The organism is Cupriavidus sp. H18C2, assembly GCF_049393795.1.
Classification (GTDB): domain Bacteria; phylum Pseudomonadota; class Gammaproteobacteria; order Burkholderiales; family Burkholderiaceae; genus Cupriavidus; species Cupriavidus pauculus_C.
This window is the reverse complement of record NZ_CP186010.1, coordinates 2515537-2538012: the sequence shown is the minus strand read 5'-3', so window position 1 is coordinate 2538012 and position 22476 is coordinate 2515537. Positions and strand designations below refer to the sequence as shown.

The following is a 22476-nucleotide window of genomic DNA, read 5'->3' as shown; positions in this document are numbered from 1 at the left end:
AGCCCCGACTTGGCGTCCGGCGGGCCGATCCGTATGATAGGCGTTTCCCGAACATTTGTTCGCAAAACGTGGCTCGGTAGAAATCACGACCAGGGTTCCAGGAGACGGCAATGAAGGTGATCACCACCGCGCAGGCGGCTGCGCTCGTGCAGAGCGGCTGGACCGTGGCCAGCGCCGGGTTTGTCGGCGCCGGCCATGCCGAAGGCGTGACCGAGGCGCTGGAGCAGCGCTTTCTGCACGACGGCCTGCCGCGCGACCTGACGCTGGTCTATTCGGCCGGGCAGGGCGACCGCGGCGCGCGCGGCGTGAACCATTTCGGCAACGCGGGCATGACGCGGGCCATCGTCGGCGGGCACTGGCGCTCGGCCACGCGGCTGGCCACGCTGGCGATGCAGGAGGCGTGCGAGGGCTTCAACCTGCCGCAGGGCGTGCTGACCCACCTGTACCGCGCCATCGCCGGCGGCAAGCCCGGCGTGCTGACGAAGATCGGCCTGCACACGTTCGTGGATCCGCGCACCGCGCAGGACCCGCGCTACCACGGCGGCGCCGTGAACCAGCGTGCGCGCGACGCCATTGCGGCGGGCACGGCCAACTGGGTCGAGGCCGTCGAGTTCCGGGGCGACGAATACCTGTTCTACCCAAGCTTCCGCATCGATTGCGCGCTGATCCGCTGCACGGCGGCCGACACGCGCGGCAACCTGAGCACGCACCGCGAGGCGTTCCACCACGAGCTGCTGGCGATGGCCCAGGCCGCGCACAACTCGGGTGGCATCGTGATTGCCCAGGTCGAGTCGATCGTCGACGCCCACGAGGTGCTGCAGGCCGTTCACGTGCCCGGCATCCTCGTCGACTACGTGGTGGTCAGCGAGCAGCCCGCGCATCACCAGATGACGTTTGCCGAGGCGTACAACGACGCCTACGTGCGCCCGTGGCGCGGCGAGCGTGCCGACGCGGCCGAGCGCGCCCGGGAGGCCCAGGCGCTGCCGCCGGCCTCGGCGCCGCTTGACGCGCGCACCATCGTCCAGCGCCGCGCCGTGATGGAACTGGCCGCGCGCAAGCCGCGCGTGGTGAACCTGGGCGTGGGCATGCCGGCGGCTGTTGGTGCGCTGGCTCACCAGGCCGGGCTTGGTGGCTTCACGCTGACCGTCGAGGCGGGCCCCATCGGCGGCACCCCGGCGGACGGGCTGAGCTTCGGCGCGTCGGCCTACCCCGAGGCCGTGGTGGACCAGCCCGCGCAGTTCGATTTCTACGAAGGCGGCGGCATCGACCTTGCCATCCTGGGCCTGGCCGAGCTGGACGGGCACGGCAACGTCAACGTCAGCAAGTTCGGCGAGGGCGAAGGCGCGCTGATTGCCGGCGTGGGCGGCTTCATCAACATCACCCAGAGCGCGCGCGCCGTGGTCTTCATGGGCACGCTGACCGCCGGCGGGCTGGAGGTGCGGGCCGACGACGGCCGCTTGACCATCGTCAAGGAAGGTCGGGTCCGCAAGATCGTGCCGGAGGTGTCGCACCTGAGCTTCAACGGTCCGTACGTGGCGTCGCTGGGCATCCCGGTGCTGTACGTGACCGAGCGCGCCGTGTTCGAGATGCGGGCCGGGGCCGACGGGCAGCCGCGCCTGACGCTGGTGGAGATTGCGCCGGGCGTGGACCTGCAGCGCGACGTGCTGGACCAGTGCGCCACGCCGGTGGCCGTGGCCGACGACCTGCGCACGATGGATGCGCGGCTGTTCCGCCCCGGCCCGATGCGGCTCTGAGGCGCCGCGCGGCAACGATCAGAAAAGTGGCCGGCCCGAGCCGGCCCATATTGGAGGAAGCAACGTGCAAGACCGTCAACACCGCAGACATCGTCGTCTGGCCATTTCCGCGCTGGCACTGGCCGCCGCGCTGCCGTTCGCGCCGGCGCAGGCCCAGCAGAACTACCCGGACAAGCCGATCCGCCTGGTGGTGCCGTTCCCGGCCGGCGGCCCGACCGACACCGCCGCGCGCATCATCGGCCAGAAGATTGGCGAAACGCTCAAGCAGACCGTGGTCGTCGACAACCGCCCGGGCGCGTCGGGCACCATCGGCACCGAGACCGTGGCCAAGTCCGCGCCGGACGGCTACACGCTGGTGATGCTGGCCACCCCCACGCTGCTGGCGCCGCACCTGCTGCCGCGCAAGAGCTACGACATCTTCAAGGACTTCACGCCGGTCGGTAACGCCTACGAGCTGCCGATCGTGATGGTGGTGAACCCGACCGCGCTGCCGGACGTGACCGACCTGCCGTCGTACATCGCCAAGGCCAAGGCCGCGCCGGGCAAGATGAACTACACCAGCGCCGGCAACGGCAGCTTTGGCCACCTGTCGACCGAGCTGCTGAAGAACCTGGGCCATTTCGACGTCCAGCACGTGCCGTACAAGGGCAGTGCGCCGGCCATTTCCGACCTGCTGGCCGGACAGGTGCCGATGATGTTCTCGGACATGATCGCCGCGCTGCCGCATATCAAGGCCGGCAAGCTGCGCCCGATCGCGGTGGGGTCGGCCAGGCGGGTGTCGTTCGCGCCGGACGTGAAGACCGTGGCCGAGCAGGGCTTTCCGGGCTTCGACGCGTCGTCGTGGGGCGGCCTGCTGGTGCCGGCCGGCACGCCGAAGGACGTGGTGGCCAGGCTGTCCGACGCGCTCAAGGGCGCGCTGGCCGATCCGACCGTCCAGCAGAAGATGCTGGGCGCCGGCACCGTGGCGTCGTACCAGACGCCCGAGCAGCTTGCCGCCCGGATGCAGAACGACTACGCCCGGTGGGGCAAGGTCATCAAGGACAACGGGATCAAGAGCGACTGATCCCGGCCGGGCACGGCGCGCCGGATCCCGCTGCGGGGTGCGCGGATCAGGCTTGCGCCTGCAACACCTGCTGGAACTGCGACACGCCGTTCAAGTCACGAAGGTCCACGGTCAGCGCGCGCGACGCGGGATCGATGTTGACCTCGCCAAAGAACTGGAAGCCGGCGAATGGCGACATGTTCTGGACGGTGGGCGCCTTCTGGAAGACCACGCGCGGCCCGAACGTGTTGTCCAGCGGATTCGGGCCGAAGCTGCCCGCGTTGAGCGGCCCGGCCACGAATTCCCAGAACGGGTCGAAAGCCTGGTACTGGGCGCGCTCGGGCGCGTAGTGGTGCGCCGCGCAGTAGTGCACGTCGGCGGTGATCCAGACCACGTTGCGCAGCCCGGCCCGGCGGATGCGCGACAGCAGCCGCGCGGTTTCCAGCTCGCGGCCCAGCGCCGGGCCGTCGCCGTTGGCGATGGCTTCCCACTTCGCGCGGCCCTGCGCGTCCTTGCCGTCGGGCACGTTGAGGCCGATCGGCATGTCGGCGGCAATCACCTTCCACGTGGCCTGCGAGGCCGTCAGCTCCGCCATCAGCCAGTCCAGTTGCGCGTTGCCCAGGAACGCGGTGCCCGGGCCTTCGGCCGTCTCGCGGTTGTAGCCGTTGGGGCCGCGATAGCTGCGCATGTCCAGCACGAACACGTCGAGCAGCGGCCCGTAGGCGATCTTGCGATGCACGCGCTCGGCCAGCCCCTGGCGGTGCCAGCGCATCGGCGCGTTTTCCAGGAAGGCGCGGCTGCCGCGCGCCACCAGCAGGCGCACGTCCTTTTCGGTATAGCGTGCGTCGGCCGACAGGTCCTTGGCATCGGACCAGTTGTTGGTCACCTCGTGGTCGTCCCACTGCCAGATCTGCGGCACCTGGCTGGCAAAGCGGCGCACGTTGGCGTCGAGCATGTTGTAGCGGTGGCGGCCGCGGAATTCCTTGAGCGTCTCGGCCACCTTGCTCACTTCCTCGGTGACCACGTTGCGCCAGATGCGGCCGTCCTCGGCCTTCTGCTCGGCCGCGATCGGGCTGTCGGCGTAGATCGTGTCGCCGCTGTGGATGAAGAAGTCGGGGTCGCGCTGGCGCATGGCCTCGTAGATGCGCATGCCGCCCAGGTCCCGATTGATGCCCCAGCCCTGGCCAGCCGTGTCGCCGGACCAGACGAAGCGCACCGGGCGGTCGGCCGTCATCGCGCGGGTGCGGAAGCTGCCCGCCATCCACGCGCCCTGGCCGCGGCGCTGGCCCGGCTGCTCGAAGGCCACGCGCACGTGGTACGACTGGCCGGGTACCAGGCCGGTCAGCTGGGTGCGGGCCGTGAAATCGGTCTCGCTGGTGGCCAGCGGGCCGGAGATGCGCGTGGCGTCGCGAAAGTCGGGGCGGGTGGCGTATTCGACGACCATCCGCGCGGAGGCGTCGGCGCGGGCCCAGACCACGAGGCCGTCGTCGGACGGATCGCCAAGCTGGATGCCGTCGGGCGCGCCGGGACGGCCCGCGGCGACCACGGCCGGCGCCGCCAGCCCGGTGGCAACGCCCGCGGCCAGCCCCAGGAAGCGGCTGGAAGTGCGCAGGAAGCCGCGGCGGGCGGCGTCGGTCGGTTCGGTGGGCAGGCGGTCGGTCATTGGCGCGTCGACAGGTTGAAGTGGATGCGGAGGCACGGGGCCGGGCCGCTATGCTCGCCAGCGATTGTGACGTGTTGTTGACACGTCATTGACATCCCCGGCGCCGATACTGCCCCAGTGTGCCCGTGTCCGCTGCCCGACTCTGGTGGTAGAATCCAAGTCTTTGATTTTCCGGGCAATTCATCTTTTCGCGACTTTACCTGCCGCGACTGGCCCGTAGAACCGTTCCAGACGCGTGTCCGATTGCCCCGGCGCCACGCCGTTGCAAAGACACCAATTGATGACGATGACGAACACCCCAGACCAGACCCCGGCCGCAGAGCAGACGTTCGAAAGCTTCGGGCTGGACGCACGCATCCTGCGCGCATTGTCCGACCAGGGCTACACCAAGCCCACGCCGATCCAGGCGCAGGCCATCCCCGTGGTGCTGCTGGGCAAGGACGTCATGGGCGCCGCACAGACCGGCACCGGCAAGACCGCCGGCTTTGCGCTGCCGATCATCCAGCGCCTGCTGCCGATGTCCAACGCCAGCGCCTCGCCCGCGCGCCACCCGGTGCGCGCGCTGATGCTGACGCCCACGCGCGAGCTGGCCGACCAGGTCTACGACAACGTGGCCCGCTACGCGCAGCACACCGACCTGCGCAGCACCGTGGTGTTCGGCGGTGTCGACATGAACCCGCAGACCGACGCGCTGCGCCGTGGCGTGGAAATCCTGGTGGCCACGCCGGGCCGGCTGCTGGACCACGTGCAGCAGAAATCGGTGAACCTGTCGCAGGTGCAGATGCTGGTGCTGGACGAGGCCGACCGCATGCTCGACATGGGCTTCCTGCCAGACCTGCAGCGCATCATCAACCTGCTGCCGGCGCAGCGCCAGACGCTGCTGTTCTCGGCCACGTTCTCGCCCGAGATCAAGAAGCTGGCGTCCAGCTACCTGAAGCAGCCGGTGACGATCGAAGTGGCGCGCAGCAACTCGACCAACGAGAACGTGCGCCAGGTGGTCTTCCAGGTGCCGGACGGCCACAAGCAGGCCGCCGTGGTGCACCTGCTCAAGCAGCGCGCGTCGCAGCAGCAGTCCAAGCAGTGCATCGTGTTCGTCAACAGCAAGATCGGCTGCTCGCGCCTGGCGCGCCACCTGGAGCGCGAAGGCATCAACGCCGCCGCGATCCATGGCGACAAGACCCAGACCGAGCGCATGCAGACGCTGGACGGCTTCAAGAACGGCTCGATCGACGCGCTGGTGGCCACCGACGTGGCCGCGCGCGGGCTGGACATCCCGGCCATGCCCTGCGTGATCAACTTCGACCTGCCGTTCAGCGCCGAAGACTACGTGCACCGGATTGGCCGGACCGGCCGTGCCGGCGCCAGCGGCGATGCGCTGTCGATCTACGTGCCGGGCAACGATGACCGCCTGCTGGCCGATATCGAGAAGCTGATCAAGCGCAGCGTGCCGCGCGGCACGCTCGAAGGCTTCGACCCGACCGGCGAGCGCGCGCGCCAGGACGAATCGGACCGCCGCCGCCAGCGCACGGACGTGCGCCGGACCCGCGATGGCGGAGGCAGCAGCAGCGAAGGCGAGGCCGATGCCGCCGCGCCGCGCCGTCGTCGCACCGAGCCGAACGGCCGCCCGGCCTTCCGCCCGTCGGACGATCCGTTCTTCTCGCGTCCGTACGAGCCGTCGGGCAACTACACGCCGGCACCGAAGCCCGAAGACCAGATCGCCGCCGCGCTCACGCGGGGCCGCCAGTCGCCCAAGCGCCCCGTGGCCGCGCTGCTGGGCGGCGCGCCGCGCAAGTCGTAATTTCCTGAATCTCTTCCGCCGGCGGATGCGCGCGACTCAGTCGCCGATCCGCCAACGGCGCGCCCATTGCGCCGTGGCCGCTGCCAGCCAGGCGGCGACCGTCGCTTCCCCGTTCACGATGTCCAGATGGGCGCCTGCCTGCCGCAGCGCGTCCAGCGGCGCGGTGGCGTCCAGCGCCTGCGCGCCGCTCTGCTTGCTCAGCTTTTCGCCATCGGCGTTGACCACCACCGGCACATGCAGGTACGACGGCGTCGGCATGCCCAGCAGGTGCTGCAGGTGGATCTGGCGCGGCGTGGAATCGAGCAGGTCGGCGCCGCGCACGATGTGCGTGATGCCCTGGGCGGCATCGTCGACCACCACGGCAAGCTGATAGGCCCACAGCCCGTCGGCCCGGCGCAGCACGAAATCCCCGAGTTCCGTTTCCAGGTCCTGGCACTGGCGGCCCTGCCAGCGGTCGTCGAAGCAGAGGGTGGCCGCCGGGCCGTCCGGCACGCGCACGCGCCAGGCGCGCGGCAGCTTGCCGTGCAGCCCGTTGCGGCAGGTGCCGGGATAGCCCAGCGTCTGGTGGCGCTCGCGCACGTGCACCAGCGAATCGGCGATTTCCTTGCGCGAGCAGCCGCACGGGTAGAGCTGGCCGGCGGCGTCGAGCCGGCGCAGCGCATCGGCATAGAGCGATTCACGGCGGCTCTGCCAGACCGGCGGCTCGTCGGGATGCAGCGCCAGCGCGTGCAGCGTGCGCAGGATGCCGGTGTCAGCGTCCTTCACGCAGCGCGGATAGTCGATGTCCTCGATGCGCACCAGCCAGTCGCCGCCATGGGCGCGGGCGTCGAGCCAGCTCGCCAGGGCGGTGACCAGCGACCCCAGGTGCAGCGGGCCGGTGGGGGAGGGGGCAAAGCGCCCCCGGTAGCGTTGCGGCATGGGACGGCGCCGTTACTCGAACGACTCCATCTGCTGCGGCGCCTGCTGCAGCAACGCCTGCGCCAGGCGCGGGTCTTCGAGCTTGCTGGCCCACCACTGCAGCGCCTTGCCGCGCGTGTTGGTGCGCCAGGCGGCCTTGAACGTGCCCGGCGCGCGCACTTCCACGGTCTCGCGCACCTGCAGCACGCCGCTTTCGATATGGGGCTGCGCCATCGGGGCCGGCAGCCAGCCGCAGCCCAGGCCGCGGATCTGGGCTTCGAGCTTGTCGCGCATGGTCGGCACCACCAGCACGTCCTGTCCGGCCAGCACGCCATGGGTGCGGGCGGGCAGGTTGCGCGAGGTATCGCCCACGGCCACGATGCGGTGCTTGGCGATCTGGATCGTCGTGAGCGGGCCTTCCTCGGTGGCCAGCGGATGATGGGCGGCCACCGCGAACACGAACGGGATGGTGCCGAGCGGCCGGACCTGGAAGCCCTGGGTGCTGGGCAGCTCGTAGGCGCCGCCGATGATCATGTCGGCGCGGTTGCTGACCAGCGCGTCCCAGGTGCCGCCGAGCACTTCCTTCGAAAAACGCAGCCGGGTGGCCGTGTTCTCGGCGTAGAAGTCCTGGATCACCGGCAGCAGCGCGCGAAAGTTGATCAGGTCGTCGACGGCGATGTTCAGGCTGGCCTCCCAGCCCGTGGCCAGCCGCTTCACGCGCCGCGCCAGGTCGTCGGCCGCGTGCAGCAGGTGGCGGCCCTCGTCCAGCAGGGCGCGCCCGGCCGGCGTCAGCTCGGCCCGGTGGCGCCGGCGGTCGAACAGCAGCACGTCCAGATCTTCTTCCAGCTTGCGGACGACGTAGGTCAGGGCCGAGGGCACCTTGCCCATCTCGTGGGCGGCGGCGGCGAAACTGCCTTTACGCTCGATGGCGTCCAGGACTTCAAGGGATTCAAGTGACAGGGGCATATTCAGAATTTCTGAACAACTGCTTCTAACGCGGTGCCCGCCAATATACTCCCGCTCCCCTAAACTGCCTAGCATCGAAACGCCGCAGGGCCTGCAGCCAGACGCTGGCAGGTTCGAATGCCAGGCCACAAGGAGGGCCATCAAAATGATTGAAATCCGTAAGTCTGAAGAGCGCGGTTATGCGGACCATGGCTGGCTCAAGTCGTACCACAGCTTCTCGTTCGCCGATTACTACGACCCGCGCCACATCCAGTTTGGCCCGCTGCGTGTGATCAATGAGGACCGTGTGGCGCCCGGCATGGGCTTCGGCACGCACGGCCACCGTGACATGGAGATCATCAGCTACGTGCTGGACGGCGAACTGGCGCACAAGGACAGCATCGGCAACGGCAGCGTGATCCGCCCCGGCGACGTCCAGCGCATGAGCGCCGGCACCGGCGTCCGGCACTCGGAATACAACCACGCCGCCAACGATACGACGCACTTCCTGCAGATCTGGATCGTGCCGGATCGCCAGAACCTGGAGCCGGGCTACGAGGAAAAGCGCTTCGATGCCGAGGACAAGCGCGGCCGGCTGCGCCTGGTGGGCAGCGCCGACGGCGCCGAGGGCTCGGTGGTGATCCATCAGGACGTGCGGCTCTACGCCGGGCTGTTCGATGGCGACGAATCCGCCACGCTGGCGCTGCAGCCGGGCCGCCAGGCCTACGTCCACGTGGCCCGGGGCCGGATCTCGGTCAACGGCCAGCCGCTGGAGACCGGCGACGCGGCCAAGCTGTCCGGCGTGGATGCGATCGCGCTGGACCGGGGTGCCGACGCCGAGGTGCTGGTGTTCGACCTGCCGGCCTGACCGCCGCCGCGGGGCATTGACCGCCCCGCCCGCCACGACGCCCGCCCGCAAGGGTGGGCGTTGTCGCATCGAGGTGTCGGTAACCAGTGCTTACAGGTACTGGAAAGTGTTGCCGCTATGCTATCGTCTGGCTATCCGCCATGCGACCGCCGCGGCACATCGCCGCCCGCCGATTCACGTCACGCGATGACCTTCGTATCCATTCTTCTGGCGCTGATTGCCGAGCAGTTCCGTGCGCTCGGCCGGAACAATCCCATCTACGACATCGTGCGTGTGCTGGGTGACCGGGCCGAGCATGCCTTCGACACCGGCCGGCCGCGCGATGCCGCGCTGGCCTGGCTGACCGTGGTGCTGCCGCTCACGCTGGCCGCCGTGGTCGTCCACTACCTGCTGGCGTCGATCAGCGTCGCGCTGACGCTGGTCTGGAACGTCCTGCTGCTCTACCTGACGCTGGGCTTCCGCCAGTTCAGCCACTATTTCACCGACATCCACGAGGCGCTGAACCGCGACGACCTGCACACCGCGCGCGCGCTGCTGCACGAGTGGACCGGGCTGGACACGGTGGAGATGCCGGTCAGCGAGATCGTCCGCCATACGCTGGAAGCCGCCATCGTGGCCGTGCACCGGCACGTTTTCGGCGTGTTCTTCTGGTTCCTGGTACCGATCGGCCCCGGCGGCGTGGTGCTCTACCGGACCGCCGAATTCCTGAATCGCCAGTGGAACCTGCCGTCCAACGAGCGCAGCCCGGCGCTGGGCCGGTTTGCCGCCCGGGCGTTCTACGTGCTGGACTGGATTCCGTCGCGCCTGACCGCCATCGGGTTTGCCATCGTCGGCAACTTCGAGGATGCGGTCTACGCCTGGCGCAACCACGCGCGCAAGTGGGACGACGCCGTCAACGGCATCCTGCTCGCCAGTGGCGGCGGGGCGCTGGGCGTGCGGCTGGGCCAGCCGCTGGCCGAGGAGGATTCGAGCGTGATGCTGCGCACGAGCCTGGCCGGCGTGGACTACGCGCCCGGCATGGGCGAGGCCGAGCCGGTGCCGCCCGAATTCGGCGCGGACCCGGGCATCCGCACGCTGCAGTCGGCCGTCGGGCTGGTCTGGCGCGCGGTGATTCTCTGGATGCTGTTGCTGGCGATGATCTCGCTGGCGCTCTGGGTGGGCTGAAGGCCCGCCCCCGCATCAGGGCCGGCGCGTGCCGGCCCTTTTCATTCGGCGCTGGTGCCGCATTGCCAGCAGGCCGCGAACTGGGCCTCGTGCCATTCTCCGCAGCGGCGGCACTGCCAGCGCGGCCCCGGCGACGGATTGGCCGCCGCGTTCAGCGCGGCCCACGCCGCCGGCTCATCCCCATCGTCGACGATCCACACCTGCGGCGCGCTTTCCAGCAGCGGGATGTCGCCCGCCGCGCCCGCCAGCCAGGTGTTGCGCACCTCGGCGCGGATGCCGGCCGCGCGCAGCACGTTCTCGCAATGCGCGGCGTGGACCAGCGAAGGCGTCCTCAGCAGCAGTTTCATGTTCGGCGCGGCAAGCCAGCAGGTGCGCCCAAGTTACCACGGCTTCTGCTGCCGCGACTCGTGCAGCAACTGGGTGTAGAGCTGATGGCGGCGCGGCGAGATCGTGCCGCCGTCGATGGCCGTCAGCACGCCGCAGCCGGGCTCGTTGATGTGGTGGCAGTTATAGAAACGGCATTCGGTCAGGCGCGGCCGGAACTCCGGAAACGCGCGCTCCAGCATGCCTTCGCTCAGGTGGTGCAGGCCGAATTCCTGGAAGCCCGGCGAATCGATCAGGTAGCCGGGCCGGCCGTCGACCACCGCCCAGGTATCGGGCAGGTGGTAGAGCCGCGTGAACGTGGTGGTGTGCTTGCCCGAATCCAGCTTGGCCGAAATCTCGCGCGTCTGCGCCTCCACGCCGGGGATCAGCAGGTTCAGCAGCGACGACTTGCCCATGCCCGACTGGCCGATCAGGATGCTCGACACCCCGGCCGTGCGCGGCTGCAGCGCCGCCAGCGCCTCGTCGGGGCGGCCGTGCACGGACAGCTCCAGCGTGTCGTAGCCAAGGTCCTGGTACAGCCGCAGCCGGCGGCGCGCGTCGTCCAGGCGGTCGGTCAGGTCGGTCTTGTTCAGGATCACCAGCGGGCGGATCTCCAGCGCCTCGGCCGACACCAGCGCCCGGCCGAGCAGGTCTTCCGAGAAGCTCGGCTCGGTGGCCAGCACGATGATGACCTGGTCGATATTGGCCGCCAGCAGCTTGGACTTGAACTGGTCGGACCGGTACAGCAGGTTCTTGCGCGGGTCGATGGCGGTGATCACGCCCTGGTCCACGGCGGCCAGGTCGATGCGGACGTGGTCGCCCACGGCGGCGTCGCTCTTCTTGCCGCGCGGAAACGCATGCAGGTGCGAGCCGTCGGCGCGCTCCACCACGTAGTGGCGGCCGTGCGCGGCGACGATCAGTGCGGATTCGGCATCGGCCCCGGGGCCCTTGCCGGCACCCTTGCCGGCGTTGTGGTGGCGCGCGCTGCGGGTCATGCGTGCGCCAGCAGGCGGTCGATCCGCTGGGCGGCGGGCGGATGCGAGTAGCAGAACGCGCTGTAGAGCGGGTCGGGCGTCAGCGTGGACGCATTGTCCTTGTACAGCTTGACCAGCGCGGACACCAGGTGCCCGGCGTTGGTCTGGTGCGCGGCGAACTCGTCGGCCTCGAACTCGTGGCGGCGCGACGACTGGCTCGCCAGCGGCCCCAGGATGAACGTGAACACCGGCAACGCCAGGAAGAACAGCACCAGGGCCAGCGCGTGGTTGCTGGCGCCGAAGTTGGGCAGCACGCCCAGCCCCGTGTAGAACCACTCGCGCGTGGCCAGCCAGCCCAGCAGGGCCAGGAACACCAGCGACAGCGCAAACGTCACCGCGATCATCTTGGCCACGTGGCGGCGCTTGAAGTGGCCCAGTTCGTGGGCCAGCACCGCTTCCACCTCCTCGCCGTCCAGCCGGGCCAGCAGCGTATCGAAGAAGACGATCCGCTTGGCCGCGCCAAAGCCGGTGAAATAGGCGTTGCCGTGCGCGCTGCGGCGGCTGCCATCCATCACGAACAGGCCCTTGCTGGCAAAGCCGCACTTGCGCAGCAGCGCCTCGATGCGCTCGCGCAGGCTGTCGTCGGCCAGCGGCTCGAACTTGTTGAACAGCGGCGCGATGAACGTGGGCACGATCACCTGCAGCAGCAGGCTGAACGCCACCCAGAGCAGCCACGTGTAGAGCCACCAGTAGGTGCCCGCCCGGTCCATCAGCCACAGCACGGCCAGCAGCAGCGGCAGGCCCAGCACGCAGGCCACCAGCGCCATCTTGGCCAGGTCGGCCAGCCAGAGCCCGAACGTCATCTTGTTGAAGCCAAAGCGCTGCTCGATCACAAACTGGCCGTAGAGCGAGAACGGCAGGTCGAACAGCCCGCCGATCACGGCCACGCTGGCGATCAGCGCCACGCCGTAGAAGTAGCCGCCGCCGTCGAACACGTGCAGCCAGAACTGGTTCAGCGCGTGCAGGCCGCCGAGCATCGTGAAGCCGATCAGCACGGCCGCGCCGGTCAGCACCTCGATCATCGACAGGCGGGTGCGGGCGATGGTGTAGTCGGCCGCCTTCTGGTGGGCGGACAGCGCGATGGTGTCGGCAAAGCGCGCCGGCACGGCGTTGCGATGGCGCGCCACATGGCGGATCTGGCGCGAGGCGAGCCAGAGTTTGGTCACAACCATGATGACCAGGGCGGCAAGAAAGATCAGCGTGAACATCGGTGGCCTTGGTGGCGATGGCGCGGTGCACCATCGGAAAAACCGGAAGTGCGGGGCGGGCCATCTGGGGCAGATATGCGAGAATTATAAATTGTTCGCCCCCGGCCACCCGCGTTGCCGGGGCGTTTTCCTTCCGAATCCCATATCAAGCCGTACCGCCAGATGACAAGTCCCGCCGCCGCCTCCGTCAAAAGTGAAAACAACCTTGTCTGGCTGGACATGGAAATGACCGGCCTGCAGCCGGACAGCGACCGGATCATCGAAGTGGCGGTGGTGGTCACGGATTCCGAGCTGAACATCCTGGCCGAGGGCCCGGTGCTGGTGATCCACCAGCCCGACGCCGTGCTGGACGCGATGGACAACTGGAACAAGGGCACGCACGGCCGCTCGGGCCTGATCGACAAGGTCAAGGCGTCCACGCTGACCGAGGCCCAGGCCGAGGCCGAGCTGATTGCCTTCCTGAAGCGCTGGGTGCCGGCCGGCAAGTCGCCGATGTGCGGCAATTCGATCTGCCAGGACCGCCGCTTCATGGCCCGCTACATGCCGAAGCTGGAGGCGTTCTTCCACTATCGCAACCTCGACGTGTCCACGCTCAAGGAACTGTGCAAGCGCTGGGAGCCGGCCATCCACAAGGGGTTCCACAAGCGCCAGCTTCACACGGCGCTGGCCGACATCCTGGAATCGGTGGAAGAGCTGCGCTACTACCGCCAGCACTTCATCAAGACGCCGGCCGAGGCCGCCGCGTCGGTCCCGCCGGCACCGGCCGCCCCTGCCGCCCCCGCGGCATAACGCCCGATCCTGCCAAGCCGGCGGGCGGTTCCAGGACGGGACGGCCACGCCGATCCGTCCGTCCAGCCGCCCCCGCCATGTTCACGCGCATCGTCTCGATCATCACGCCGGTCATCCTGATCATCCTGATCGGGTGGATCTACGGGCGGCGCGCCCATCCGGACATGACCGGCATCAACCGCGCCATGCTGGAAGTGATCGCGCCGCTACTTGTGGTGTCGGCCTTCATCAGCAAGGACTTCGTGCTGGCCGACCACCTGGTGCTGCTGGCCAGCGCCGTGGCGGTGGTGATCGGCTCGGGCATCCTGGCCTGGATCGTGGCGCGCATGAGCGGCGCCAACCCGCGTACCTTCGTGCCGCCGATGATGTTCAACAACAGCGGCAACATGGGCCTGCCGCTGTCGGTCTTCGCGTTCGGGCAAGTGGGGCTGGCGCCGGCCGTGGCGCTGTTCGCGGCGTCCAACCTGATGCATTTCACCATCGGGCTGAAGATCGTGAACCGGCAGGCGTCGATGGCCCAGATCGCCCGGAATCCGATGGTGCTGGCGACGGTGGCCGGCGTGGCGCTGTCGCTGGCCCGGCCCGTGTTCGCGCTGCCGCAGCCGGTCTACGAGTCGATCAAGCTGCTGGGCGATGCCACCGTGCCGCTGATGCTGTTTGCGCTGGGCGTGCGGATGAAGGACGTCAGCCTGCGCAACTGGGGCATGGGCGTGCTGGGCGCCGTGGTCTGCCCGCTGGCGGGCATCGCCGTGGCGCTGCTGATCGTCTGGTGGGTGCCGATGACCGAGCTGCAGCGCGGCCTGCTGTTCGTCTTCGCGGCGCTGCCGCCGGCCGTGCTGAACTTCCTGGTGGCCGACCACTACCGGCAGGAACCGGACCAGGTGGCCTCGATCGTGCTGCTCGGCAATATCGCGGCGGTGGTGTTCGTGCCGGTCGGGCTGTATCTGGGCCTGAAGTAGGGCCGGGCGGCTGCGCCCGGACCCGCCCGCGTCAGACCGTCGGCCCGGGGGTCTTCCGGACCGCGCTCTTGGGCCGGAACGCCTTCACGATGGTCGCGTCGGTCTCGATGTACGGGCCGCCGATCAGGTCGATGCAGTACGGCACGGCGGCGAACACGCCCTGGACGGCCACGCGGCCTTCCACGTCGCGCAGGCCCTCCAGCGTCTCGCGGATCGCCTTCGGCTGGCCGGGCAGGTTGACGATCAGCGCGGCGCGGCTGGGTGTCTCGCGGATCACCGCCACCTGGCGCGACAGGATCGCCGTCGGCACGAACTGCAGGCTGACCTGCCGCATCTGCTCGCCAAATCCCGGCATTTCCTTGGTACCCACGGCCAGCGTGGCTTCGGGCGTGACGTCGCGGCGCGCCGGGCCGGTACCGCCCGTGGTCAGCACGAGATCGCAGCCGGCCACGTCGACCAGTTCGATCAGCGTGCGCGAGATCAGCGGCGCTTCGTCCGGGATCAGCCGCTCCACGGCCTGCCAGGGCGACGTCAGCACCTTGCCGAACCAGTCGCGCAGCGCCGGGATGCCCCCGTCCTGGTAGGTGCCGGACGAGGCGCGATCCGAAATGGAAACGAAGCCGACCACCAGCTCGTCGGGGTGATTGCGGGGCACGGGGGCGGTCAGCGTCGGGGTCATGCCTGGGGCTCCTCGGGGTTGGCGGGCGCGCCGTCTTCGTCGCCGTCATCGCCGCCTTCCAGCGCGGCCTTGATGACCTGGAACAGCTCGCGGTAGTACTTCGGCGGCTTGCCGAGTTCCTTTTCCCTGCGGGCGCCGCGGATGATGTTGCGCACGGACTGGACGTCCACCTCGGGGTGCTCGCCCAGGAATTTCGTGAGCTGGGCGTCGTCGGCCAGCAGCAGGTCGCGCCAGCGCTCGATCAGGTGCAGCCGGGCCGTCTCGGCCTTGCTGGTGCCCTTGAAGCCTTCCAGCGCGGCGCGAATGGCGGCCACCTCGTCGTCGTCCAGCCCGCGCATGACCTTGCCGACGAACTGCATCTGGCGGCGCTTGCCTTCGTGGCTGGTGATCTTGCGGGCGGCCAGGACGGCGTCGGCCAGCGCCTCGGGCATCGGCACGCGCGCCAGGCGGTCCTTGGGCAGCGCCTCCAGCTCGGCGCCCAGGTCCTGCAGCGCCGTCATGTCGCGCTTGCGCTGCGACTTGCTCTTGGGCTGGTCGTCGTCCTCTTCCGGCGCAAAGGCGCCGGGAAAGCGGCCGTGGGGGCCTTGGGAGTTGTTACGGGTATTTCGCGTCATGGCCGGCATTTTATCTTGCTATGATTCCCGTTTGGACTTTTGATCACGCCCGCCCATATGAGCCAGACCGCCGAGAAGACCGCGCATTTCACCTATACCCAGGACCAGCTCAAGGCCATGGCGGCCGATGTGCTGCGCGTGGCACGCGAGCTGGGCGCGACGGACGCCGCCACCGAGATCTCCGAGGGCAGCGGCCTGTCGGTGACCGTGCGCAAGGGCGAGGTGGAGACCATCGAGCAGAACCGCGACAAGGTGGTGGGCGTGACGGTGATGATCGGCCAGCGCCGCGGCAACGCCAGCACGTCGGATTTCTCGCCGGCCGCGCTGCGCGCCACGGCCGAGGCGGCGTACAACATCGCCCGCTTCACGGCCGAGGACGATTGCGCCGGGCTGGCCGAGGAAGCGCTGCTCGAACGTGATCCGCAGGACCTGGACCTGTTCCACCCGTGGACCATCGACGCCGAGGGCGCCATCGACATCGCGCGCCGCGCCGAGGCCGCGTCGTTCGCGGTGTCGCCGAAGATCCGGAACAGCGATGGCGCCAGCGTGTCGGCCCAGCATTCGCAGTTCGTGCTGGCCACGTCGCGCGGCTTCGTGGGCGGCTATCCGTACTCGCGCCACTTCATCTCGGCCGCGCCGATCGCCGGTTCGGGCAGCGGCATGCAGCGCGACGACTGGTACTCGTCCAAGCGCTCGCCGCTGGCGCTGGCCGAGCCGGAGGCCATCGGCCGCTACGCCGCCGAGCGCGCGCTGGCCCGGCTGAATGCCCGCAAGCTGTCCACGCGCAAGTGCCCGGTGCTGTTCGAGGCGCCGCTGGCGGCCGGCCTGCTCGGCGCCTTCGTCCAGGCGGTGTCGGGCGGCGCGCTGTACCGCAAGTCGACGTTCCTGTACGACACGCTGGGCAAGGCCGTCTTTGCGCCGCACATCCAGATCAACGAGCAGCCGCACGTGCCGGGCGCCATGGGCAGCGCCCCGTTCGACGAGGAAGGCGTGCGCACCCAGGCCCGCGACGTGGTGCGCGACGGCGTGGTGCAGGGCTATTTCCTGTCGACCTACTCGGCGCGCAAGCTGGGCATGCAGACCACCGGCAACGCGGGCGGGTCGCACAACCTGACGCTGACGTCGACCCTGACGCAGCCCGAGGATGATTTTGCCGGCATGCTGCGCAAGCTGGGCACCGGCCTGCTGGTGACGGAACTGATGGGGCAGGGCGTGAACTACGTGACCGGCGACTACTCACGCGGCGCGTCGGGCTACTGGGTCGAGAACGGCCAGATCCAGTACCCGGTGGAGGAAATCACCATCGCCGGCAACATGGTCGAAATGTTCCGCCAGATCGTCGGCATCGGCGCCGATGCACTCGTGCGCGGCACCAAGGAAACCGGCTCGATCCTGATCGAGCAGATGACGATCGCGGGGAACTGAGGGCCCGGGCGGGCCGTCCGGGCCTGCGGCCCTCTCCCGGTAGGGGAGGGCAAGAAACGCTACTCTTCCCCCGACGCCGGCCGTTCGTACGTCACGAACGCGTAGTCGAAGCCGTTGGCGGCCGAATGGTGCGTCTCCCGCGCGACCTCGATCCATCGGGACCGGTCGACGGCCGGGAAGAAGGCGTCGCCTTCGATGTCGGCATCGATCTCGGTGACGATCAGGCGGTCCGCGCTCGGCAGCGCCTCGGCGTAGAGCTGGGCGCCGCCGATCAGGAAGACCTGCTCCACGCCCACGCACAGCCGTTGCGCGTCTTCCAGCGACGCCGCCACTTCGGCACCTTCCAGCTTCAGATCCCGGTTGCGGCTCACCACGATGTTGCGGCGGCCGGGCAGCGGGCGGCCAATCGAATCCCAGGTCTTGCGTCCCATGATGATCGGCGCGCCCAGCGTGGTGCGCTTGAAGTGCTGCAGGTCTTCCGGCAGGCGCCACGGCAGCGTGTTGTCGCGGCCGATCACGCCGTTGCGGGCGCGGGCGACGATCAGCGTCAGCAGCGTCATACGGCCACCGGGGCCTTGATGGCCGGGTGCGATTCGTAGCCGACCAGCTCGAAATCCTCGTACCGATAGTCGAAGATGCTGTCAGGCTTGCGGCGAATGTGCAGCGTCGGCAACTTCATCGGCGTGCGCGCCAGTTGCGTCTGCACCTGCTCGAAGTGGTTGCTATAGATATGGCAGTCGCCGCCGGTCCAGACGAAGTCGCCCACGCCCAGGTCGCATTGCTGCGCGATCATGTGCGTCAGCAGCGCGTAGCTGGCGATGTTGAACGGCACGCCCAGGAAGATGTCGGCGCTGCGCTGGTAGAGCTGGCAGCTCAGCTTGCCGTCGGCCACGTAGAACTGGAAGAACGCGTGGCACGGCGGCAGCTTCATCTGCGGGATCTCGCCCACGTTCCAGGCCGAGACGATCAGCCGGCGCGAGTCCGGATTGCTGCGGATCTGCTGCACTACCTCGCTGATCTGGTCGATGTGCCGGCCGTCCGGGGTCGGCCACGCGCGCCACTGGTAGCCGTAGATCGGCCCGAGTTCGCCGTTGGCGTCGGCCCACTCGTCCCAGATCGTGACGCCGTGTTCCTTCAGGTACTGGATGTTGGTCGAACCCTGCAGGAACCAGAGCAGTTCGTGGATGATCGACTTCAGGTGCAGTTTCTTGGTGGTGACGACCGGGAAGCCCTCGTTCAGGTCGAAGCGCATCTGGTAGCCAAACACCGAGCGCGTGCCGGTGCCGGTGCGGTCGGACTTTTCGGTGCCGTGTTCGAAAACATGGCGCATGAAGTCGAGGTACTGTTTCATCGGCGCGGGGAAGGGAATGTGACGTGCGCCACCGGGGCGCAAAGCGGGAATTCTAGCCTGAAAGCAGAAAGCCGCCCGAAGGCGGCTTTCCGGTCAGGCGACCAGGCCGGTCAGTGGCTTTCCACCGGCTTCTGCGCGGCCTCGCGCTCGCCGCGACGCTTCTGCGTCAGGTAGCCGGCACCCAGCACGCCGCCGATGATCACCACGTACAGGCCCCAGTAGACCACGGGCTGGCTTTCGAACCAGGCCTTGGTCAGCGGCTCGTGCAGCACCATCTTGACGGCGGTGAAGGCCAGCACGCCAGCGCCGATGAAGATCACGGCCGGGAAGCGGGCCATCAGCTTGAGCACCAGGCTGGAACCCCAGACCACGATGGGGATGCTGATCAGCAGGCCCAGCACCACGAGCAGGAAGCTGCCGTGCGCGGCGCCGGCCACGGCCAGCACGTTGTCCACGCCCATCACGGCGTCGGCGATGATGATCGTCTTCATGGCACCGACCAGCGTATTGGCACCGGAGCCGTGCTCGTCGCCGTCTTCCTCGGCGGCCAGCAGCTTGTAGGCGATCCAGACCAGCGCCAGGCCGCCCACGAGCAGCAGGCCGGGGATCTTCAGCAGCCAGACCACGCCGATGGTCATCGCCGAACGCACCACCACGGCACCGACGGTGCCCCAGACGATGGCCTTCTTCTGCAGGTGGGGCGGCAGGTTACGCGCCGCCAGCGCGATCACGATGGCGTTGTCGCCCGCCAGGACCAGGTCGATGACGACGATCGACAGCAACGCTGTCAGGAACTGCATCGTGAACAGATCGGTAAACCACTCCATGTACGCTCCTAAGGTGCCAAAAATGCTGGCCAATGGCCGGCAAGGTTTCTTGTTGCACCTGGGATCTGCGGAAGCGCGCCGAAGCGGGATGGGGCCGCCTTTGCAAACCGTAGAAACCAGGTGTGCAAAGGTCTTGCTCGACTGGCTGGCGCGGAATGCGCGCCAGGGTCAGCACAACCGGAGACGTGCGGACGTCTCGGAATGACGATTGTGCTAAGGGCATTCGATGCCCCCAAGCTACTCCCCTTTAACTTCCCTTTCTGGAAGGGATGCGTGATGACCGGATGCTTCCGGCCAGCACGTTGGACGCGATTATAAGGGAACTCCGATGAAAAATGTTGCGCTGCCGGGGTGGGGTTTGTATGTATTCAGGATCAGACATGAATGCCGTGCGGCAGTTTGTAAAGTGATGCAACGTGTCACGCAGGTATAAGCATATGCACCTATGCTATGAAGATTGGCCCGGAAGATGTGCGCCAGACCGGACAGGCGCGCATCCCGGCCCAGCCGCACCGACCTGACGCGTCCGTGCGGGTTTGCAGAGAGGGATTCACCGTAGTGCCCAGACAACAAGGAAACGTCATGCCGGCCTCCACTACGCTCCAGACGCCCGACACCCAGACCTCCCGCCCCACCTCCCGCAACAACGCCCCCCACCGCCAGAACGGCCACGCCACGCCCGAGATTGCGCCCGAGCCGCGCATCGTCGTCGGCAACGGCCATGCCCGTGCCGGCCTGCAGCCCGAATTCGTGCAGCAGTACCGCGAGGACAGCGGCGCGCTGCGCACCGAGATTGCCGAGGGCCTGAGCGGCAGCCCCGCCCGCATCAGCCCCAAGTTCTTCTACGACGTGCTGGGCTCCCGGCTGTTCGAAGCCATCACGGACCTGCCCGAGTACTATCCCACGCGCACCGAGGCGTCGATCTTCGCCACGGCCGCCCCGGCCATCGCGGCCCGCGCCGGCAGCGGCTGCGTGCTGATCGACCTGGGCGCCGGCAACTGCCAGAAGGCCGCGCGGCTGTTCCCGAGCCTGCAGCCGGCCCAGTACGTGGCCGTCGACATTTCCGTCGATTTCCTGCGCGGCACGCTGAACGGGCTGCAGCAGCAGCACCCGCATATCCCGATGCTGGGCCTGGGCGCCGACCTGTGCGCGCCGCTGGACCTGCCGCCGAGCGTCCGGCGCGGCCGGCGGCTGTTCTTCTATCCCGGTTCCAGCATCGGCAATTTCACGCCGATCGAGGCGCTGGCGCTGCTGCAGCGGCTGCGCGCCGCCACCAGCGCCGGCGACGGCGTGCTGATCGGCGTGGACCTGTTCAAGCCGGCCGACACGCTGGTGGCCGCCTATGACGATGCGCTGGGCGTGACCGCCGCGTTCAACCGCAACGTGCTGCGCAACGTGAACCGCATCGTCGGCAGCGACTTTGCGATTGACGACTGGCGGCACGCGGCCACGTTCGACACGCAGGCGTCGCGCATCCAGATGCACCTGGAAGCCCTGCGCGACGTGACCGTGCGCTGGCCCGGCGGCGAGCGGCGCTTTGCGGCCGGCGAGCGCATCCACACCGAGGATTCGCACAAGTACCGGCCCGAGGATTTTGCGATCCTGCTGGAGGCCGCCGGCTTTACCGACCCCGTGAGCTGGACCGATCCGCGCGGCTGGTTCGCCGTATTCCACGCACGCGGCTGACGGTGGCGCGGCCGGCGGGGTAGCCGCGCCGCCGGCAGGGTGAAACGGCGCGCGCCGGAACGGTGCGGCGCGCGGTGTCATAATGCGCGCAGCCGGCCTGGCGCCGGCGACTTCGTTCACCCCTCTGACACGGACGTCCCGATGAGCGGCTTCTCCATGCTTCCCGATCTCCATTTCAACGGCGGCACTGCGGCGTGGCCCGACGCGCGCCGGCTGCCGCGCGAGGGATTGGCGCAGGCGCTGGTGGAATCGCGCAACCGCACGCTGGCGTGGCTGGGTGCCTTCGGCCAGACCCGCAAGGGCTGGGCCGTGCCGCGCCAGTACGATGGCAACCCGCCGTTGTGGACGCTCGGCAATATCGCCTGGCACGCCGAATGGTGGTGTCTGCGCGGCGTGCGGCACCTGGAGCAGGGCGGCATCCGCCTGCCGGTGGCCAGCGAGCCGTCGCTGCTGGACGGCGCCGACGAATGGTTCGACCCCGAGCGCATTGGCCCGGACGAGCGCTGGGAGATCGCGCTGCCCGACGTGGCCGTGGTCAAGCAGTACGCCACGCGCGTGCTGGACGGCCTGCTGCGCCGCATCGCGCTGCTGCCCGACGATAACGACGACACGCTGTACGCGTTCCGCCGCGCGCTGCACTACGAGGACGTGCAGGGCGAAACTGTCGCCACGCTGCTGCAGGCGCTGGAAATGGCGCCCGTGGAGCCGGCGGCAATCGTGCCGGGGGTGTCGGTGTCGTCGGCCGGCACGCTGCATTTCCCGGGCGGCAACTTCACGCAGGGCTGGCCCGATGCCGACGGCTTTGCCTGGCCCGACGAGCGTCCCGCGCAGAAGGTCTACGTGCCGGCGTTCGAGATCGACGCGGCGCTGGTGACCAACGCCCAGTTCCTGGAATTCGTGGAAGACCGTGGCTACGAGCATCCGTCGTACTGGTCGGCCGCCGGCCGCCAGTGGCTGATGACACAGGAGCGCTCGGCGCCGCGCTACTGGCTGCGCCACGCGGTCAGCCGTAGCTGGGTCAACACGCGCTTTGGCACCGAACGCACGCTCAATCCCGATGAACCGGTGCGCCACGTGACGCTGTTCGAGGCGCAGGCGTGGTGCGTCTGGGCCGGCCGCCGCCTGCCGCAGGAGGTGGAGTGGGAACTGGCCGCCACGCAGAACCGCGGCCTGCAATGGGGCGCGCTGCGCGAATGGACCGCCACCCCGTACGAGCCCTACCTGGGCTTTGCCGCCGAACCCACCGACGGCGAGATCATCGGCCGCTTCGGCACCCACCAGGCCGTGCGCGGCGTCTCGTTCGCCAGCCCCGCCCGCCTGCGCCACGTCCGCGCCCGCACCGCACTGCTGCCCGAGGACGACGTGTCGTTCGTTGGATTCAGGACTTGCGCGGTGTGAGGATGCAAGCGC

General features: G+C 68.8%; 21 protein-coding genes. 10 read left to right on the top strand and 11 right to left on the bottom strand.

Going from position 1 to position 22476, the window contains the following annotated elements; genetic code table 11:
• The first annotated feature begins 110 nt into the window (after window positions 1-110).
• Together EPAKOI_RS11405 and EPAKOI_RS11400 are read left to right on the top strand one after the other, a co-directional pair.
• Window positions 111-1754: an acyl CoA:acetate/3-ketoacid CoA transferase gene (locus tag EPAKOI_RS11405; protein WP_313835113.1), complete on the top strand. Its 1644-nt coding sequence runs from the start codon at window positions 111-113 to the stop codon at window positions 1752-1754.
• Window positions 1755-1818: 64 nt separating this feature from the next.
• A complete protein-coding gene (locus tag EPAKOI_RS11400; RefSeq protein ID WP_423192244.1) occupies window positions 1819-2817 on the top strand; it encodes a tripartite tricarboxylate transporter substrate binding protein in 999 nt (332 codons plus the stop codon).
• A gap of 46 nt (window positions 2818-2863) precedes the next feature.
• Here EPAKOI_RS11400 and EPAKOI_RS11395 read toward each other — a convergent pair whose 3' ends face one another.
• Window positions 2864-4459 (bottom strand): alkaline phosphatase D family protein, encoded by a 1596-nt coding sequence (locus EPAKOI_RS11395; RefSeq protein ID WP_423192243.1) that lies wholly within the window; start codon window positions 4457-4459, stop codon window positions 2864-2866.
• Between the two features lie 280 nt (window positions 4460-4739).
• On the opposite strand from EPAKOI_RS11395, the gene EPAKOI_RS11390 reads away from it, so the two are divergent.
• Entirely contained in the window at window positions 4740-6257 is a 1518-nt protein-coding gene (locus tag EPAKOI_RS11390; protein ID WP_124683618.1) for a DEAD/DEAH box helicase, read from the top strand.
• 36 nt (window positions 6258-6293) lie between these two features.
• Here EPAKOI_RS11390 and gluQRS read toward each other — a convergent pair whose 3' ends face one another.
• Both gluQRS and EPAKOI_RS11380 read right to left on the bottom strand, forming a co-directional pair.
• Window positions 6294-7175 (bottom strand): tRNA glutamyl-Q(34) synthetase GluQRS, encoded by an 882-nt coding sequence (gene gluQRS / locus EPAKOI_RS11385; RefSeq protein WP_423192242.1) that lies wholly within the window; start codon window positions 7173-7175, stop codon window positions 6294-6296.
• Between the two features lie 12 nt (window positions 7176-7187).
• Window positions 7188-8120 carry a LysR family transcriptional regulator gene (locus EPAKOI_RS11380; protein ID WP_124683620.1) on the bottom strand — a complete coding sequence of 311 codons (933 nt, stop codon included), beginning with the start codon at window positions 8118-8120 and terminating at the stop codon, window positions 7188-7190.
• Window positions 8121-8265: 145 nt separating this feature from the next.
• On the opposite strand from EPAKOI_RS11380, the gene EPAKOI_RS11375 reads away from it, so the two are divergent.
• Together EPAKOI_RS11375 and EPAKOI_RS11370 are read left to right on the top strand one after the other, a co-directional pair.
• Window positions 8266-8967: a pirin family protein gene (locus EPAKOI_RS11375; protein ID WP_313835108.1), complete on the top strand. Its 702-nt coding sequence runs from the start codon at window positions 8266-8268 to the stop codon at window positions 8965-8967.
• A gap of 186 nt (window positions 8968-9153) precedes the next feature.
• On the top strand, window positions 9154-10131 hold the full coding sequence (locus EPAKOI_RS11370) for a CobD/CbiB family protein (RefSeq protein WP_313835107.1): 978 nt from the start codon (window positions 9154-9156) through the stop codon (window positions 10129-10131).
• 41 nt (window positions 10132-10172) lie between these two features.
• Here the strand turns inward: EPAKOI_RS11370 and EPAKOI_RS11365 are convergent, their stop codons facing one another.
• The 3 genes from EPAKOI_RS11365 to EPAKOI_RS11355 are packed head-to-tail and all read right to left on the bottom strand — an operon-like array spanning window position 10173 to window position 12736.
• Window positions 10173-10478, bottom strand: coding sequence for a putative signal transducing protein (locus tag EPAKOI_RS11365; RefSeq protein WP_423192241.1), 306 nt, complete (start codon window positions 10476-10478; stop codon window positions 10173-10175).
• A 33-nt stretch (window positions 10479-10511) separates the two neighbouring features.
• The gene (gene rsgA / locus EPAKOI_RS11360) at window positions 10512-11489 is read right to left on the bottom strand and encodes a ribosome small subunit-dependent GTPase A (RefSeq protein ID WP_423192240.1); all 978 of its coding nucleotides are present in this window, start codon (window positions 11487-11489) and stop codon (window positions 10512-10514) included.
• The gene (locus EPAKOI_RS11355) at window positions 11486-12736 is read right to left on the bottom strand and encodes a M48 family metallopeptidase (protein WP_423192239.1); all 1251 of its coding nucleotides are present in this window, start codon (window positions 12734-12736) and stop codon (window positions 11486-11488) included. The genes rsgA and EPAKOI_RS11355 overlap by 4 nt, the downstream gene beginning before the upstream one ends.
• Window positions 12737-12898: 162 nt before the next feature.
• Here EPAKOI_RS11355 and orn point away from each other — a divergent pair, with 162 nt between their 5' ends.
• Window positions 12899-13525, top strand: coding sequence for an oligoribonuclease (orn, locus tag EPAKOI_RS11350; RefSeq protein ID WP_124683626.1), 627 nt, complete (start codon window positions 12899-12901; stop codon window positions 13523-13525).
• Between the two features lie 77 nt (window positions 13526-13602).
• A complete protein-coding gene (locus EPAKOI_RS11345) occupies window positions 13603-14484 on the top strand; it encodes an AEC family transporter (RefSeq protein WP_124683627.1) in 882 nt (293 codons plus the stop codon).
• A gap of 31 nt (window positions 14485-14515) precedes the next feature.
• Here the strand turns inward: EPAKOI_RS11345 and mog are convergent, their stop codons facing one another.
• Window positions 14516-15163, bottom strand: coding sequence for a molybdopterin adenylyltransferase (mog, locus tag EPAKOI_RS11340; RefSeq protein ID WP_423192238.1), 648 nt, complete (start codon window positions 15161-15163; stop codon window positions 14516-14518).
• Window positions 15160-15786 carry a ribosome biogenesis factor YjgA gene (gene yjgA / locus EPAKOI_RS11335; protein ID WP_124683629.1) on the bottom strand — a complete coding sequence of 209 codons (627 nt, stop codon included), beginning with the start codon at window positions 15784-15786 and terminating at the stop codon, window positions 15160-15162. The genes mog and yjgA overlap by 4 nt, the downstream gene beginning before the upstream one ends.
• Before the next feature lie 48 nt (window positions 15787-15834).
• On the opposite strand from yjgA, the gene pmbA reads away from it, so the two are divergent.
• A complete protein-coding gene (pmbA, locus tag EPAKOI_RS11330) occupies window positions 15835-17202 on the top strand; it encodes a metalloprotease PmbA (protein ID WP_124683630.1) in 1368 nt (455 codons plus the stop codon).
• Window positions 17203-17261: 59 nt separating this feature from the next.
• Here pmbA and EPAKOI_RS11325 read toward each other — a convergent pair whose 3' ends face one another.
• The 3 genes from EPAKOI_RS11325 to EPAKOI_RS11315 form a co-directional block, all read right to left on the bottom strand.
• Window positions 17262-17762 (bottom strand): dihydrofolate reductase, encoded by a 501-nt coding sequence (locus EPAKOI_RS11325; protein ID WP_423192237.1) that lies wholly within the window; start codon window positions 17760-17762, stop codon window positions 17262-17264.
• Complete coding sequence (locus EPAKOI_RS11320) at window positions 17759-18553, bottom strand: thymidylate synthase (RefSeq protein ID WP_423192236.1); 795 nt, start codon at window positions 18551-18553, stop codon at window positions 17759-17761. Before EPAKOI_RS11320 ends, EPAKOI_RS11325 begins: the two co-directional genes overlap by 4 nt.
• Window positions 18554-18663: 110 nt before the next feature.
• The gene (locus tag EPAKOI_RS11315; protein WP_124683657.1) at window positions 18664-19380 is read right to left on the bottom strand and encodes a TerC family protein; all 717 of its coding nucleotides are present in this window, start codon (window positions 19378-19380) and stop codon (window positions 18664-18666) included.
• 582 nt (window positions 19381-19962) lie between these two features.
• Between EPAKOI_RS11315 and egtD the strand changes: the two genes are divergently transcribed.
• Complete coding sequence (egtD, locus tag EPAKOI_RS11310; RefSeq protein WP_423192235.1) at window positions 19963-21066, top strand: L-histidine N(alpha)-methyltransferase; 1104 nt, start codon at window positions 19963-19965, stop codon at window positions 21064-21066.
• A 141-nt stretch (window positions 21067-21207) separates the two neighbouring features.
• Window positions 21208-22464 (top strand): SUMF1/EgtB/PvdO family nonheme iron enzyme, encoded by a 1257-nt coding sequence (locus EPAKOI_RS11305; protein ID WP_124683659.1) that lies wholly within the window; start codon window positions 21208-21210, stop codon window positions 22462-22464.
• Window positions 22465-22476 lie beyond the last annotated feature (12 nt).